Annotated in this window: 15 protein-coding genes; 9 read left to right on the top strand and 6 right to left on the bottom strand. The window is 49.7% G+C overall.

The window, feature by feature from the left end:
- The first annotated feature begins 113 nt into the window (after positions 1 to 113).
- The 3 genes from AAF564_00825 to AAF564_00835 all read left to right on the top strand — a co-directional run bounded on the left by AAF564_00825 (position 114) and on the right by AAF564_00835 (position 1,606).
- Positions 114 to 467 (top strand): hypothetical protein, encoded by a 354-nt coding sequence (locus tag AAF564_00825; GenBank protein ID MEM8484052.1) that lies wholly within the window; start codon positions 114 to 116, stop codon positions 465 to 467.
- A gap of 76 nt (positions 468 to 543) precedes the next feature.
- Complete coding sequence (locus AAF564_00830) at positions 544 to 1,200, top strand: hypothetical protein (protein MEM8484053.1); 657 nt, start codon at positions 544 to 546, stop codon at positions 1,198 to 1,200.
- 154 nt (positions 1,201 to 1,354) lie between these two features.
- Positions 1,355 to 1,606 carry a hypothetical protein gene (locus tag AAF564_00835; protein ID MEM8484054.1) on the top strand — a complete coding sequence of 84 codons (252 nt, stop codon included), beginning with the start codon at positions 1,355 to 1,357 and terminating at the stop codon, positions 1,604 to 1,606.
- A gap of 23 nt (positions 1,607 to 1,629) precedes the next feature.
- Here the strand turns inward: AAF564_00835 and AAF564_00840 are convergent, their stop codons facing one another.
- A complete protein-coding gene (locus AAF564_00840; protein ID MEM8484055.1) occupies positions 1,630 to 2,493 on the bottom strand; it encodes a hypothetical protein in 864 nt (287 codons plus the stop codon).
- Positions 2,494 to 2,872: 379 nt separating this feature from the next.
- Between AAF564_00840 and AAF564_00845 the strand changes: the two genes are divergently transcribed.
- Positions 2,873 to 4,828 (top strand): T9SS type A sorting domain-containing protein, encoded by a 1,956-nt coding sequence (locus AAF564_00845; protein MEM8484056.1) that lies wholly within the window; start codon positions 2,873 to 2,875, stop codon positions 4,826 to 4,828.
- Here the strand turns inward: AAF564_00845 and AAF564_00850 are convergent.
- Positions 4,825 to 6,069 carry an acetylxylan esterase gene (locus AAF564_00850; GenBank protein ID MEM8484057.1) on the bottom strand — a complete coding sequence of 415 codons (1,245 nt, stop codon included), beginning with the start codon at positions 6,067 to 6,069 and terminating at the stop codon, positions 4,825 to 4,827. The genes AAF564_00845 and AAF564_00850 overlap by 4 nt on opposite strands.
- Positions 6,070 to 6,371: 302 nt before the next feature.
- On the opposite strand from AAF564_00850, the gene AAF564_00855 reads away from it, so the two are divergent.
- Positions 6,372 to 7,151 carry a T9SS type A sorting domain-containing protein gene (locus AAF564_00855; GenBank protein MEM8484058.1) on the top strand — a complete coding sequence of 260 codons (780 nt, stop codon included), beginning with the start codon at positions 6,372 to 6,374 and terminating at the stop codon, positions 7,149 to 7,151.
- Between the two features lie 2 nt (positions 7,152 to 7,153).
- Positions 7,154 to 7,585, top strand: a complete 432-nt coding sequence (locus tag AAF564_00860) for a hypothetical protein (protein MEM8484059.1) — start codon at positions 7,154 to 7,156, stop codon at positions 7,583 to 7,585.
- 511 nt (positions 7,586 to 8,096) lie between these two features.
- Here AAF564_00860 and AAF564_00865 read toward each other — a convergent pair.
- Positions 8,097 to 9,389 (bottom strand): dicarboxylate/amino acid:cation symporter, encoded by a 1,293-nt coding sequence (locus AAF564_00865; GenBank protein MEM8484060.1) that lies wholly within the window; start codon positions 9,387 to 9,389, stop codon positions 8,097 to 8,099.
- A 208-nt stretch (positions 9,390 to 9,597) separates the two neighbouring features.
- Here AAF564_00865 and AAF564_00870 point away from each other — a divergent pair, with 208 nt between their 5' ends.
- Both AAF564_00870 and AAF564_00875 read left to right on the top strand, forming a co-directional pair.
- The gene (locus tag AAF564_00870; GenBank protein MEM8484061.1) at positions 9,598 to 10,062 is read left to right on the top strand and encodes a thioredoxin family protein; all 465 of its coding nucleotides are present in this window, start codon (positions 9,598 to 9,600) and stop codon (positions 10,060 to 10,062) included.
- A gap of 55 nt (positions 10,063 to 10,117) precedes the next feature.
- Positions 10,118 to 12,421, top strand: a complete 2,304-nt coding sequence (locus AAF564_00875; GenBank protein ID MEM8484062.1) for a TonB-dependent receptor — start codon at positions 10,118 to 10,120, stop codon at positions 12,419 to 12,421.
- A 24-nt stretch (positions 12,422 to 12,445) separates the two neighbouring features.
- Here AAF564_00875 and AAF564_00880 read toward each other — a convergent pair whose 3' ends face one another.
- On the bottom strand, positions 12,446 to 12,946 hold the full coding sequence (locus AAF564_00880; protein MEM8484063.1) for a 2TM domain-containing protein: 501 nt from the start codon (positions 12,944 to 12,946) through the stop codon (positions 12,446 to 12,448).
- Between the two features lie 130 nt (positions 12,947 to 13,076).
- Positions 13,077 to 13,847, bottom strand: a complete 771-nt coding sequence (locus AAF564_00885) for a DUF92 domain-containing protein (GenBank protein ID MEM8484064.1) — start codon at positions 13,845 to 13,847, stop codon at positions 13,077 to 13,079.
- Between the two features lie 267 nt (positions 13,848 to 14,114).
- Between AAF564_00885 and AAF564_00890 the strand changes: the two genes are divergently transcribed.
- A complete protein-coding gene (locus tag AAF564_00890; protein ID MEM8484065.1) occupies positions 14,115 to 15,362 on the top strand; it encodes an Ig-like domain-containing protein in 1,248 nt (415 codons plus the stop codon).
- Between the two features lie 83 nt (positions 15,363 to 15,445).
- On the opposite strand, the gene AAF564_00895 is transcribed toward AAF564_00890, so the two are convergent.
- On the bottom strand, positions 15,446 to 15,769 hold the full coding sequence (locus tag AAF564_00895) for a MotA/TolQ/ExbB proton channel family protein (protein ID MEM8484066.1): 324 nt from the start codon (positions 15,767 to 15,769) through the stop codon (positions 15,446 to 15,448).
- Positions 15,770 to 15,910 lie beyond the last annotated feature (141 nt).

A 15,910-nucleotide genomic window follows, 5' to 3' on the forward strand; every position in this document is an offset into this window, starting at 1 on the left:
GCGTGCTATATTCAACAATCACCAGACCAACCAGTTGCCTCTATCATAAAAGAACGCAGATTAACGCAGTGACGTCAGAAGATAAACAAACATTTCCAGATGGACCGACTGGTATGGACATTCATCCTTATTTGAAACGCTGGACAGACCTGGAATCGTTGTACTGCAAACACATTGACGAGGACCAATGGCAGTTTACCTTTGCGAACGGAGCACAGATCACATGCGATGTTGTTTCATTCCATGGCACAGGCACCATTGAAGACCTTATCAAAGAACGCGTAACCCGGCGTAAAGGCTGGGCTATTACCCTGACGTTTGACCGAGACGAAGAAACGTTCTCTGCCCACCTCGACACGCCACAACAATACGGTATTACCGGACAGACCTCGCTCAATCCCAGCATAGCACTGCTTAGTGCCTACCTACGGGCGTTGCAATTCCCTCCCGGCACTTCGCAGAAATAGCCGACTTAAGTTTGAGGGCGTGTGGGCGTTACCCTAAGCTCCACTCTCCAGATCTCCCCACAACCTTCTGGTTTGTATGCCCATTGTATCGTTGCTAAAAGAATGGTCAGACATTGAACCTGACCGATGCAGCCATGTAGGCGATATGTTTGCCATTCGCGGCTGGACGCTAACCCAGGAAACTGACATTGCCGACCGACTGGTCAATGCAGAAATACAGTGTGCCGTTCAGGAATCGATTGAGGCACATGGCTGGCATTGGGTTGTTGGCCGTATTGCCATTGAAAAAGGAGTATACTACAAAGGACGAATTTCCATTCAACCACTCGCTGAGCAAACAGAGCAGCAAGCGCCAGTCGAGCAACCAAATCCTGAAAAACCGTTAGCGCAAGCCGCATCACCCAGGCTTAACACCTATCTTTCTACCCATTCACCAACCCATGTGCTGCTGCAAGCTTATGTTGATGCACTCAAGGTAATGCAAACTGCAAAGCCTGGTGATGAAGAGGCCATTCACGGCGAAATAATAAAAAAGCCCTCCGCTACAGAACCAGAACCGGCAGAAGACGGAGCTATCCCGATATCTGTATCAGCAACCCCAGAAACTGAGGCCGTCAATGCTGAGGATGGCACTACCAGTGAGGCAGTGCAGCAAATAGATCAAAGCACAGCTGAGGTTGACGAAGAGGAAGAAGAGATTGCAGAAGGAGAATTGGTGACAGCTTCATCCTGAAGCAGTCTCGCCGGCGCAATAAAGCAGTTCTAAAATCACCGCATAAGTTACATTATCCTATTGTTACCCAAACATTTTTTTACTACAATGAATGCATCACTTGCGTGTGATTCACTTCGGTTGGCTGCTCCCCTTCAAGCAAAACGGATACTCAATGGAAAGTCAAAAAACTGGGGTCTGGAGCATTTGGGTAAAAGATCAAGGCGGTGACTTACATGTAGTTGGACTTGTGTGCGAAGAAAAAGTGGTGATGGACTACATGGAATTTCTGGAATGCGCCCCCGAATGTGACCGGGTATATTGGAGCGCGGATGTTGAGCAAGTCGAAAATAGTGTACAGGGTGAACGGGAAGAACTCCGCCTCTATGTCGTCACCAAATTTACTGGTCCCATCTACATGAACTGACGCCGGGTAGTGTCTTTTATCCTCTAAAATTCCCGTACCCGAAGTTCTGCTTCATACTTGGCGCCCAGGTTTGTATTGGAAAACAACAACGCGTTGCTGTTAAATACAAAATCCCTGTTGCTAAACACATCTGTAAGATATGGCGGTCTGTAGTGTGGATACCGTAAAGCACGCGATGGCTCCCGACGCATAAAAATCATCGTATTCACGCCTACAACTTCGTCTGTATCTACACCAGAGAATACGATATTTTCAAGCGCCTGACCGGTGGTTAGCGGCTTCGCTATAGGCCCCACAGATTCTTGCATGGCCTGGTGGAGTTCATCGATAAATGCCGTTGTCTCGAGATCTGGCTCTTTTCGCCCTTCTACAGCACGCGCTACCGCATTATTCAATGCTTCTCTGACTTCCTCAATCCTGTTTCTAATAATCGCCCACGGCGTACGATCAGACTCAAGGGCAATAACCACTACGCCTACAACTTCGGAATTGGAAACATCATCAAAACGCAGAGATCCCATGCCTACCGGGATGTTGCGTTGTTGTCCGGCTTTCAAGTGGCCGGCCCACTCATCATCTTCAAATGTATTGACCGTAATCTCTGTGGTGCCAGAGGTGCCAAACGTACTCTGAAACCCAAACATGATGATATACGGCTCATCCCCGTCACTGATAGGCACGCCCAGCAAAGAACGGTCTTCCTGTGCATCCAGAACTTTCAATCGCGTTAAAGCAATCTCCCAGCTTTTGCTTGCACCGCCTACTAGCCGCGGGGTGAAATTGCCAGAAGTCAAGCCACCACTACAACCTTGAAACAGACACACCACAACTGCTAACATCAGGATGGATGCGTTTTTTCTAACTGGGATCATCTTCTTTTCAGCCATAAGTTTGGGAGGCTCCGCACGGCAAAAAGGGATATACGGAACGCATTCCTGCAGGGTACAGGCCGTAAACTTAATAAATATAACATTTAATGCACAATCGTGCCCACCCAATTTCACGCATTATTAGGTGTTTTGAAACATACTCAATGCCTTAAATAACGTGATTTTGCTAAAGGGGAGAACACAGGCAGGCTAATCGTCCTGTAGCTGAGGCAGGTAGTAAGATGATGAAGTGCTTTGAAAATGCGTTTTCGATCAACTTGCAAGCAGATCTTTTCGACCTGAATTTAGTCATAGAGACAACACCAGGGGTAAAAGATATACAGCTTACCCATCACGGGTGTGTTATTAATAACAGGTTGGCTTTACGCGTCGCAGCATGATCTTGCGCTACACAACATGTTTGTTGTTCATTTTCCTTTGCCTGGGCACCTTTTCGGTATCTGCACAGGATACTGGATATCAAGGCTGCCAGGAAATTGATCAGCTTGTTGAAGACGAGTGCATCGCACTGGAACGCTTGTTTGAAAATGCAGGTGGACTGGACTGGTTCAACCGCACCGGTTGGCTCAGAGCAAATCAACCGTGCTCCTGGTTTGGCGTAACTTGCAATTCCAAAGAGTGGCCCCTCAACGTTATCAAAATCGAGTTGGTCGACAACAACGTAAGCGGCGGCTTGCCTGGCGAGTTGGGTAACTTGCATGAACTGCAGGAGCTAATCATTGAAAACACCTCGCAGCGCGGTGGATTCGAAAAACTCGGCAACATCCTCCCCTCTACGCTTGCTACGGCAAAAAACCTGCGGGTTATTCGCCTCGGGCAAAATGCTATTCGTGGTGGTATTCCCAATACATACGGCCGTCTCCAGAATCTCGAAGTATTTGATCTACACGACAACCTGCTCGACGGCTTCCTGCCTGATTCTTTGGGCCGCATTGCATCCCTGACAACCATTAACCTGAGCACCAATGATCTGAAAGGCAACATTCCGCCGGCCTGGTCAGCATTGCCCAATCTTGAGTCGATCGACCTGTCTAATAACCGGCTAAACGGCACCATTCCGGAAATGCTTGGTGATCTCCAAACACTTCGCAGCCTCCGTCTGAACAACAATGCCTTTACCGGCAACATCCCGCGAGCTATCGCCGATTTGCCCGAACTAAATTGGCTTTTTGTATCAGACAATCAACTGGAAGGCCCCCTGCTGCCGGCTATTGGTCAACTTAAAAACCAATTATCTGCCTGCTCGCTGGAAAATAATAGTCCAAACTTTTGCGTCCCTGACCGTGAGGCCTATACCACAGATGCTTCAGGTCTTTTTTGTGGGGTGCCGGTATCCTCATCCTGTACCATTTGTGATACAAATACGTCTATCGATGGGGCAACGTGCGAAGGCCTGGAGTCATTTTATTTTGACACGCGCGGCTATGCATGGGAAAACAACGCCGGGTGGCTTGTCCACGATTCGCCCTGTGATTGGTTTGGTATTGGATGTGAGAATGACAACATAACAGAACTTACCCTCCCGAATAACAACCTCGATGGTAATATCCCTGTAGAACTCGGGCAGTTATCCAGCCTTGTTGCGCTTGATCTTTCACAAAATGAGCTGCACGGTACGTTACCTTTTTCTGTGGCGGCGCTGGCACCCAATATGCAAACTTGCTCACTTTCTGATAATACGGTCGATTTGTGTGTGCCAGAAAACGAACAATACCGCGCGATAGGCCTCGACCCGATTTGTCAGATTCCATTGACAACCAGTTGCACCCCGCTGCCGGCAAAAATAAGCGACGTTCAGGCCAAAATCGAAGGTAACCTTGTTATCGTTTCCTGGGTAGCCACGTCGGTTAACCCTGCATCAGATTTTTATGTTGAGAAAAAGGCAGGCAATGACTTTGTCCAAATAGGTGGCACCAACGGAGCAGCCATTCTGCAAAGCCCTTCCCCTTATGAGTTGCCGCTGGACGCAGGGCCGGCTGGTGTTCATGTTTACCGTGTTCGCGAAGACCTGCCAGACGGCACTGCGAATTATAGCGAAACCATCGAAATATGGACGGGCGTAACCGCTGGATTCCTGGTGGGCGCGCCCTACCCTAATCCAGCTAAAAGCACAGCCTACCTTGATTTGCTCGTGGAAGCTGGCGATGAGGTTCACGTTGAATTGTACAATGCCCTGGGCCAACGCATCAAAACCATTTTTTCAGGTACCCTCGCCCCCAACACCCCACATCTCCTCGAAGTAGAAAAAGCCCAGTTAGCCGGCGGCCTATATTTCATCCAAGTCAGAGGCAGCGCGTTCTCAAAAGTACAAACGCTCGTATTCAGGCCTTAACCTGCCTCCTTGGGTTGTGGACGCACGGGTTGAAAGAAGGTGTCTGCAAAATCCATAAACACGCGCCAATCGTCATCACCTACTCCGTGCCCGCCGGGGCGGATATGATAGCCTAATTCAGCGCCAACGAGGTTATTATTGCCGGGCATTTCTTCCTCAATGAGCCCGGCTTTACCATACAGGCTATAAACAGGTCCAGCAGCTTTCAAGGCAAGAAATTCTCCTTCAGGATCCGCCCATGCGTCTTCTTCCGCACTCGCTACTAGAACAGGTCTTGGTGCCATAAGCGCAATGAGTAGATGTTGATCGAATGGGAGCTGGTCTTCATTTTCGTTGAATGCCCGGAATGCTACATTAAACCAGTGAGGGAAGCGGTCGTTGATGGCCTTGACGGTCTCACCTACGCGCCGGCGGCTAAGGGCTGCCCCACCACAACCCGACTGATTTGAGACGACAAGCGCGATGCGCGGGTCTATTGCGCCGGCCCACAAAGCGGCCTTGCCATTCCGGGAATGGCCCATAACCGCAATGCGATTGGGATCGATGTCCGGGTCCGTTTGCAAATAATCTACCGCACGGTGGATTCCGTACGCCCAGGCGCTAAGGGCACCCCAGCTGTTCTCGTCTCTTGTTTCTCCACTGGCTAAAGGGAATGCCGCATGGGCGCCGTCTGAAAAATCATCGTGGTCCGGATCGAGGTCGCCATGGTAAAATGTGGCAAGCGCATACCCACGGGCCACTGCCTGCCGGAAGCTCCACCGTGATGCGCTCGTGCCACGGGAGGCCTCAGTTGCACGATGATCCACAACCCCCTCTCCTCGAGCCGGCTGCCACTGATCCAGTATAGCTACATCTGTGTCGGCAACTACAGCATGATTGCCATGAAAGTTCGGACCGAGAAAAACCGGTACTTTGCCCGTCACCAGCTTGGGCACAACCAGTAACAGCCGCATGGAGAGGGCGTCACTGCCAACATTAATGGTTACTTGCTTTTTGATGGCCGTATCGTCCATGTAATGTTCATCAACAGCATCTACCACAAACGTTACCTGCTCCGCAGCCGGTACAGCACCATACATGTAATGCGCAAACAACGCCTGCACCTCAGGCCGGCGATCCGCTTCCCAGTCAGCCACCGACGCAACCTGCTCGCCGGCACTTGTGATCAACGGATGTGGCAGTTCGCTTTGCACAGGCAAGGCCGTAGCATCAGGTAATACATTGTTGTCCTGTTTTTCCATTTTGCAACTTGCCGTGATGAGTAAGACAAGCAAAAGTATGTTATTTGTATGCTTTATGAACATGACACTGCCGGGTGGTAAAGGGCGCGTAGGATAACAAGAAGATTAAATTCTCCTCAAATAAGCAAAATGTCTGGTCTATCACAAGATCTTGGCGCAGGGCCATCCATCAAATTGTGACATTCTGTGCTTTATATAGAGATTAGTGGTCCACTCTTTGAAGCATCACAGATCATACAAAATCACCAACGGTTCAGCCCACATCAGGAGTCACATATTCTAATCTTAGCACGTCCATCTTCATGTTGAATTTCAAAAAACAACGATTCTGCACCCTGTTTTGCCTGCTGTTTGCAAGTATGTTTACAGGCACGGCGTATAGTCAAACCATCAGTGTAGCGCTGCCCGATACATTTGTCACCGAAACTGATGCGGTTATGGTACCGGTCACAGTGAGTGACGTATCAACGCTTGGTATCATTTCCTTTGACATGACCATTGCCTTCGACCCTGAGATCATCCAGATAAACAATATCGCAAAACTTGATGGCATAGCCGCAGGGTTTTTCTATTCAAATAACCTTGGCCTGGATGGTAAAGTGGCCATTGCAGCTGCCGGCGTAGATACCCTGACGGGTGCTGGTCCGCTGTTTTATTTAGAAGCCGGTTTTCTGAAAGATGGATCCAGTGAAATGAGTTTCGATAAAGTAAACTTTGAAGTTGATTCTTTAGAAGTTGAAGCACAAAATGGCCGCCTGCGCAATATCAGCCCGGCAAGTGTAGAAGACCCTGTTGCAGTATCAGGCGCTACGCTATTATCTCACATGTATCCAAATCCATTTTTTGCTTCGACTACGTTAACTATGGATCTTCCGGAGACAGCTCTGGTATCTGTTGAAGTATACAATCTAGCAGGTCAACGACAAGATTATTATCCGCCTCGCCCCCTGGCGGCTGGCGCCAACCAACTTTTCAACATAGACGCTTCATCGATGCCTGCCGGCTCCTACTTCTACCGGATAACCGCCCAGAGCCAGGGCACTACACGTTACGGTGGTGGCATGATGACCATAATCCATTAAATATGTTTTTAGAAAAATCCGGAGAATCATCAGAATCCCCAGTTGAATTGGAAATCAGCGAAAAAGACGAAACGTATGGCCGGCCGCTCGCGCAGATTCTTAGTGATCTGAGGCGTCCTATTCCCGGTCACATCGTCCACACCCGGCAACAAGCCGGCCGGCGCGTCAAATATCTCACAATGCAGGATACCATTGCCATTCTGGATCAGTATGCACCTGGCTGGGAAGGTACAATTACCAACATTTACAGCTCCCGCGATCGCATCTATATTGCTTACCGTATCACCATCCACGCAAAAGAAGGCAAGTTTGCCAGAGAAGCGACTGGCAGCAGCACACTGGAGCCCAATGCCCAGGGCGATCCAAGTACGATGGCGGAATCAGCTGCTATTCGCAATGCTGCGGCCAAATTTGGACTAGCACTTTACCTTTAAAGAGTGAGGAGATAGGAGTATTGAGTGAGGAGTTTCTGGTTAACCTCGCAAGGCCGGCGATCTTAGCGTTGAGCATAACTTCAGATTGTTGCGTCACAAGACTCAGCTATATACCAAACGCCAAACTCTCCTCACTCCAAACTCTTCCCTCACTCTACCATTAATCCACCGGCTGCCTTATCTTTAAGCGCCCCTCAGCTCCGCGCCAGCTCCACACTGGTGATTCCTGGTACCCCAAGGCCTCATTTTTTAATTGTAAAGAGGTCACTATGAAGTGCTGCGCCGAATGCGGAAGCAATGAAGTGGTTTTTGTTCTTATTAAAAAAGACCGGCGCTATCTGAACGTGCAATGGATGTGCATTGAGCATATGTTGCAGCTGATTCAACGCATGAACAAGATATTTCCCGCCACGGACTATGAGGCCAAAATCCGTAAAGCATAAAATATAAAACGGGAGCTGCAACATGCATTGCAGCTCCCGTTTTATATTTTGCTCGAAAGGAAACCAGGCTACGCTTCAACAGGCACCTTTAACTGGCCCTCACTTGCGGCAACGATTGTTGCAACGGTCACGTCCCCTGTTACGTTTGTTACCGTTCGGCACATATCCAGGATACGGTCTACACCCAAAATCAACGCAATACCAGCATTGGGCACACCAACCGCCTCCAGTATGATGACCAGCATAATGATGCCGGCGCCCGGTACAGCTGCCGTTCCTATTGAAGCCAGCAGTGCCGTAAATACAATGGTAAGTTGGGCGGTAAGCGAAAGGTCCATGCCTACGGTCTGCGCAATAAACACCGCAGCAATGGCCTGGTAGAGTCCTGTACCGTCCATGTTGATGGTTGCCCCAAGCGGTAGCACAAAAGACGATACTTCTTCAGAAACCCCGATGTTTTTTTCGGCTGTCTCCATCGTTACTGGCAGCGTTGCGCCACTGGACGATGTAGAGAAGGCAACCAGCTGCGCTGGCGCTATGCCCCGGAAGAAGGTTTTAAGGCTTACAGGCGTAAAGATCTTCAGCAGCGTAGGGTATGTAACACAGGTGTGAATAATCAAGCCGAGCAGCACTGCGATACAGTAATAGCCAAGCGCTGTAAGTAACTCGATTACTGCGCCGCCACTGGCAATCGACGTGATCGTGCCGGCAAGGAGCGCAAACACCCCAACTGGCGCTGTATACATAATCAGATCAACCAGCTTAATGATCAGCTCATTGAGGCTGTCAAAAATATCCAGCAACGGTTTGGCTTTTGCACGCTCCAGCAAAATCAGGCCAATCCCAGCAAAAATGGCGAAGAACACGATCTGCAACATGTTGCGGTTGCTGGATGCCGCTGAGAAAAAGTTGGCCGGCACGATGTCCACCAGAATCTGCAAAGGCCCACGCTCTTTGGCCTGATCAGCTTGTTGCTGACGAGACGCCGCATCAGCGCTGTAGGTCTCTTGCAACTGGTCCCGCACGTCAGGCGGTACCGTGCTGCCGGGCTCCATAACATTAACCAGCACCAGGCCAATGACCAACGCGATAAAAGTTGTAGCCAGGTAAATCCCTATTGTCTTCCCGCCAATGCGAGAAAGTTTTTGCAGGTTAGAGAGCGACGCAACCCCGGTAATCAGGGATGCAAGCACCAGTGGTACTGCAATCAACTGTAGCAGGCGCAGAAAAATGGTACCAAATGGGGCAATGTAGTCGTTTGTAAATTCAATCCAGCCGGCTGAGGCGGCAATAATGCCATAAACAAGGCCCAGCAGCAATCCGATGATAATCTGCCAGTGCAACTTCTTATACCAGGGCATAAAACTTCTTCCTTATTCCGTTCAGTGATTTAGCGGAATCATCTTACTGCTTTTTTGTGACTTAGGCAAAGAAGTGTTACCAACCCCAAACAGCACCTCCAGGAAATCTTCTTCTTTTCATGGTCTGCATACGCAGCCCCCTCCCCCCCTCACCGGGAACAGCCTTTGCAAAACATAGTTTTAGTCAAGTCTAATAATTATTTTAGCCATGAAAATAACACTGCTCATTTTGATGCTGGGCTTGTTGGCCTCCGTGCCTGCTCAAAACGACTGGCATTCACTTTCCGAGGCACTCCCGCTGGCAGCGAAGCAACAGCAACCTGTGCTTGTTTACGTAAGCGCGCCCTGGTGTGGCCCTTGCCTCACGATGGAAGCCGAGGTTTTCCCCAAGGCGGCGCCCTTGCTTGCTCGCTTTGTCAAAGCCAGGTTGCGCTATGACGACAACGACAGCAGGATTCAACTGGGGCATCGGGTGTTAACACCATTTGAATGGACGCAGCATCTTGGCATTGAAGCAACCCCGGGGTTTGTCGTGCTCGATCATGCCGGCAATGTGCTCACGCAACACACGGGGTATCTCGATTCAAAATCTTTCAATTTACTCCTCGCCTTCATCGCTACTGACGCTTACAAACATGCCTCATTTGAAGTCTATGTTAGCAAGCATGGATAAACTTTCGCTCCATCCCATATGCAACCGCCTATTTCAACGTTCTATGGCAGTTTACATGAATAATCGCACCGCCTTGTTTCCAGTCCGCGCCTTGTTGCTCGCAGCCTGTTTGCTGGTTGCCTTTACGCAAATAACAACCGCCCAGCCAGCGCAGACCCAGAGCTCAATCGAAGGTATAATCCGTGCATCGGATGGCATGCCGGTCCCTTTTGCCAACATCACGGTGAAAGGCACTGCCGAGGGCACAGCTGCAGACATTAACGGGCACTACACGCTTACACTGAATCTCGCAGCGAATGCCAAAAACCGTACGGTAACGCTTGTTGCTGCAGCCATTGGATTCCAGTCTTCAGCAACCACCCTTACTGTTAACACCACATCCACTTACACATTAGATTTCAACCTGGATGAAGGTTTGCTGGAATTAGATGGTATTGTTGTTTCTGGCAATCTGGTCGAGACGCATGTCAAAGACACCCCCGTCAAAGTAGATGTGATTTCAGCCCGTTACCTGGAGAAAATTCCATCAGCAAACATTATGGAGGCACTCGAAAATGTAAACGGCCTCTCTCAGCAAATTGATTGCGGTGTGTGCGGCACCAATAACATTCGTATCAATGGTATGGACGGGCCCTACACGGCCGTGCTCATTGACGGCATGCCCATCATGAGTAGCCTTGCAACGGTGTACGGGTTAAATGGCATCAGTCCAGCCCTTATCCAGCAAATTGAAGTTGTCAAAGGTCCCATGTCTACCCTCTATGGGTCAGAAGCCATGGGGGGTGTCATCAATATCATTACCAAACAAGCACAGACAGCACCCGGCCTTACCCTGAACGCCTTTGGGACAAGCGACGGCGAATACGCCATGGATATCGGTGTTGTACCAACCCGCGGCAAACTGTCTACGCTCGTTTCAAGCACCCTCTTTTACAATGACAGGTTTGTAGATAAGAATGGCGACAACTTCTCTGACCTCACACTAAACAAACGCGCCTCTTTATTTGGAAAAGCGTTGCTGACTGATGAGGAGGGGTTCAAAAGGCTTGCCGTCTCTGCCCGCTACTATTTCGAAGACCGTATGGGCGGGACGCATGACTTCATTAGTCAATTCACGCCCGCGTTGCGTGGTTCTGACCAACTCTACGGCGAAACGATCAAAACATCGCGTGTTGAATTGCTGGGTAGTTACTACTTCCCTTTCACAGCCCCACTCAGGCTTGACATAGCATTCAACACCCATGCGCAGGAGAGCTTTTACGGCGACCAGCAATACGACGCGCGACAGCTTGTAGCGTATGCCCAGGCGGTTTTACCGCTGTATTTAAATCCGGCCAACACGCTCACATTGGGCGCCGCCATGCGGTTACAGCAGTACGATGACAACACCGGGGCCACAGGTGTGTTTGCAGGAGATATGCTCATCCAAAACCAGGTAGATACCCGGCAAACGCCAGGCATTTTTGCACAACACGAACTCCTGCCGACGCAAAACATGCGACTGCTAACCGGCTTGCGGCTGGACTATCAGGAAAGCCACGGCATTATTCCGTCTCCCCGCGTAAGTCTTAAAGTTAATCCGGCTGACAACACAACACTGCGTTTCAATGCCGGCACCGGCTTTCGCATTGTAAACCTCTTCACGGAAGACCACGCAGCCTACGCTGGTGCCCGCGCTACCGTGCTATTGGAGAAAATTAAACCCGAACGCTCGGTAAACGGCACCATCAGTGCGCAACAAATTGTGCCCATCCCAGCAGGGCCGCTCACTGTCGACCTGGATGTCTTCTACTCTTATTTCACAAACAAAATCACACCTGACTATGCGACACCAGGTGTGATCCGCTATGAAAATCTGGATGGCAGCGCCACAACGCGTGGCATCTCGCTGTCGCTGAATCAGAATTTTATTGGTTCAGGACTGCGTTACACGCTCGGTGGGACCTTGCTGGATGTGTTTACAAAAGAAATGGGCGAGAAACAGGCATTGGAATTTGCGCCGGCATTTGAAGGCGTCGCAAGCATTACGTACGACGTGGCGCTTGTCAACCTGACGATAGATTACACGGCCAACCTGAAAGGTCCCATGCACCTGCCAGTGTTTGCAAGCCCCTTTGAGCGTCCTGATACTTCTCCTGCGTTCAGCGTGCACAACCTGCAGGTCACGCGTGAATTCAACACCGGGGCTGGCGACATCGTGCAAGTATATGCAGCTGTCGAGAACCTGTTTGATTACACGCAGCCAGCACCATTAATAGATCCTGGCAATCCGTTTGGTCCTAACTTTGACACCTCCTACGTATACGGCCCCATTCACGGCCGGCACTTTGGCCTTGGCGTGCGGCTGATGGCGCGCTAAAACCCAACAAGTACTTGCTCGATGTTAGCGCAATTGCTTGCTCATTTTTGCAATCTGGAGCGCAGACATACTTTCAGGTTCGTCCTGCTCCTCCAGTTCTTCCCACTTCTGGCTGGTCACAATGGCTTCCAGGTTTTCGAGCCGGCGCTGTAATTTTTTGATTTTCTCGTCTTTTGCGCTGGTAATATTGATGAGCTTGCGCTTTTCGACGGGTGCAATTTCTATTTCAGATAGCTGTTCAGGCAGCTCTTCCCCATACATAAACTCGTGAAGCATCGCCTCTTCCCATTTGCGCTCAACTGAACCTTTTCTGCCAAAAACACGCTTCCAGTGAACAAACAACACGCTTCCCCAGGAGAGAAAAGGTAGAAGGAACAAAGGACCGTCGGGCCCCTGGGTCACATTCAGCATAAAAAAGGCCATGTTGAATGTAAAAAAGGCTGCCGCATGAAAACCAAATTTCTTGACGTCATTGATGCGGTCTTTAACGGAGGCGAGGAGGCCTTTTGCTTCGCGGCGTGTCATAGGAGTTGTGTTTTTCATCCAAAATAAAAACGATACCCAAAGGGTACGGGACTATTTAGACAAAAGTTGTTCTATCCCCGCAGAAAAGTGTTGCATGAGCCTGTCTCATGCCGGCGATCTTCAATGCCAGCTATCGAAAATACCAGCAAACCATTGCTGCAACAGCCCCGGCAAGCGTACAACAGCAGTTAACCATGTTGTTGTCCATCCACCGCAGCCCGCTAATAAGATGGGTACGCTCGTCAGGGTACTCACTTACTTCACCCGTCTGCTGATTTTGATAGCGAGCCTGCACCGCTGCCCCAAGCAAGCTATCTGCAAGGCTACCAGCAATACCTGCAAGGGCAATACACAAGAAGAGATGTAAGTCAATCCCTGATCCACTGTACCACGCAATACCACCAATCAGGCCGGCGCCGATGGCCCCCCCAAGCGTGCCCTGCCAACTCATTCCGCCAGAAGTACCGCGGGACACAACCCGGCCCGTTAGAATTGAACGTGTAACGCCATTGCCCAGCCGCCCCAACTCGGTCCCCCAGGTATCTGCTGTAGCCGCAGCTAAGGCGCCGGCAAATCCTACATAGCATAAAAGGGCATTTGTATTAAATGCGCTCAGTAGCAACAGCCCCCATGCTACGCCGCCATTGCTCAGCACCTGCCAAGCATCCCGAACATCCTCCCCTCTTTCTGCATCTTGCGAAGTTATTTTATTGATTTTGGAAAGGATACTTGAAGTTGCGAAAAAAAACAGGACCGGTGCAATCCAGGCAGCCCCCCCCAATACCAGCAGAGAAAAGCCAAAGAATGCGGCCGTTGCAGCGCCGGCAAATGACAACCATTTCAGTCGATACGTTGCCAGCAGGAAGCCGGCACAAATCGCGAAATACAAAAAAAACTTCATTTATCCTTCATCATTCTTATATTCTGCCATTCGCAACCCAAAACCACCTGTTCATAACAACATCAATTAGCAAAGCAACCCAGCGACAAATTGCGGACATCAGCCGGCACGACCTGCAATATCTCCACACTCTCTCTGTCTTTTAGAGAGGATATTAACAGAGATATCTCTTTTTTTCAGGTTTAATGTTACGCAATTCTCTTTAGCTGCAAATTCCCGCGTGTGAATTTCAGTTTCTCCCGGATTTACCCTAATGTACCGAATAACATGAATCGTAAAGCGATAAGTTCAGGCGTTTTTCTACTGGTTCTCCTTTTATCCTCTTCCCTTTCATCAAATCAATTACTCTGGGCCCAAGACGCCCCAAGTGCTGGAGATGACGCATACAACGTTCGAGAAGACAGTTCACTGAGTGTCACAGCTCCCGGCCTCTACTTCAACGACAACCTGCCAACCGACTCCCTTTTCCTGATCCTCGTTGACCCGCCTGCAAACGGTGAAGTCACGATCGCGCAAGATGGGTCGTTTTCTTACGTCCCTGATCTTGGGTTTGATGGTACGGATTCGTTTTCCTATATGCTCAAAACGCTGCCAAAACAAGAGTTGGCAGTTGACTCAACACGGTCCAGCCTGAACTTCGACATGGAAGTATCGCTTCCTATCGGTACGGACGACGATAATATTACCGTTAGTATCGGTGGCATGACATCTATGTTCTTGCAACCAGACAACGAACCGTTTGAGCAAGCACAATTGTATGAAATGGACCTGGTTGTCACGGACTCGATAGACTTGGCTTTCAGGTTTGGAGGCCTCATTACGCTCGGCCGGCTCTTTGTGGATGCAACACCCGGTGCATTTAATCTGAACCTGTCGGAGCGCGGCGCCCCGTCAGGTGTAACCGACGGCTTGTTTACCCAGGAAGCCAACAAAATCAGTGTGATTGGCACAGTAAATCTAGAAGGCACAGGGCTCATCGCTGGAGAAATCCCGGATGACCCGCAGGACTTCGACACCGAAACGGAAACGGATATTACCATACAGACTGCAGTAGCAGACACCTTATTGACTGCAGAACTTCCAGTATCGCTGGAAGAGGAATTTGACTTGAGTGGCACAGAAGTACTCCTCAAGGTAGATGGTACATTGTTCGCCTCAGGCAAACTAAAGCCTTCGCTAGAATCAAACGTAGCCACGGTGTCCATTACCGTAGAGCCACTCATCCGCGCGGATGTGGATAGAGAGTTGCCCTTCCAGTACGCCCTCTCTCAGAATTTCCCGAACCCATTCAATCCAGTCACCACCATTGAATACAGCATCCCTACAGCAGAGCAGGTTACCTTACGGGTATTCAATATGCTCGGACGCGAAGTTGCAACGCTTGTTGAAGGCATACAGGCGCCAGGCATTCACGAAGTGCAATTCAATGCCGGCAACCTGCCAAGCGGCATGTACGTCTACCGCCTTGAAGCCAGTGGTTTTAATGAAACCAAAAAGCTGGTACTGCTAAAATAAACCCACGCTTCATAGCCTATAAAAAATCCCTTTCCGGTACGCCGGCAAGGGATTTTTTATTTCGATACCTGCAGGGTACCTCTTCAGCCAGCCCCTACGTCAGCATGCTGCGCGTTGTCCATTTTGTTTTTCAGGATCATCCAACCAACAAATGACACGATCATAATGATCAGGCCATAAACTGGTGCAATCATCGAAACCCGCAATCCTCCAACAAGCATGGCCGGGCTTACACCCCCCATCGCTTCGATCGCCTGAAAAGCTGACATCAACCCCAATGCTTGAGACAAAATGCCAAGGAAAAAGGCCAGAATGCCAAGTTGTACAATCAGATTGATCCGAACCTGGTTTTGTGCTGCGATACTTTTCCCGGCACTACCAAAAAGATCAATGCCCTTTTTAATCATCAGGATAAGAATCGTTATTCCCAATACCGTCAACGGTATCATAAACATACCGCCTGCACTAAAATACCCGCCCATTCCAGACCTCAAGTTTTGTTATCGCAATGCCTTCAATTTAACCCTGCCGGCCACTGTTTCAGTTTA

The sequence above is a fragment of the Bacteroidota bacterium genome, assembly GCA_039111535.1.
In the GTDB taxonomy this organism is placed as follows: domain Bacteria; phylum Bacteroidota; class Rhodothermia; order Rhodothermales; family JAHQVL01; genus JBCCIM01.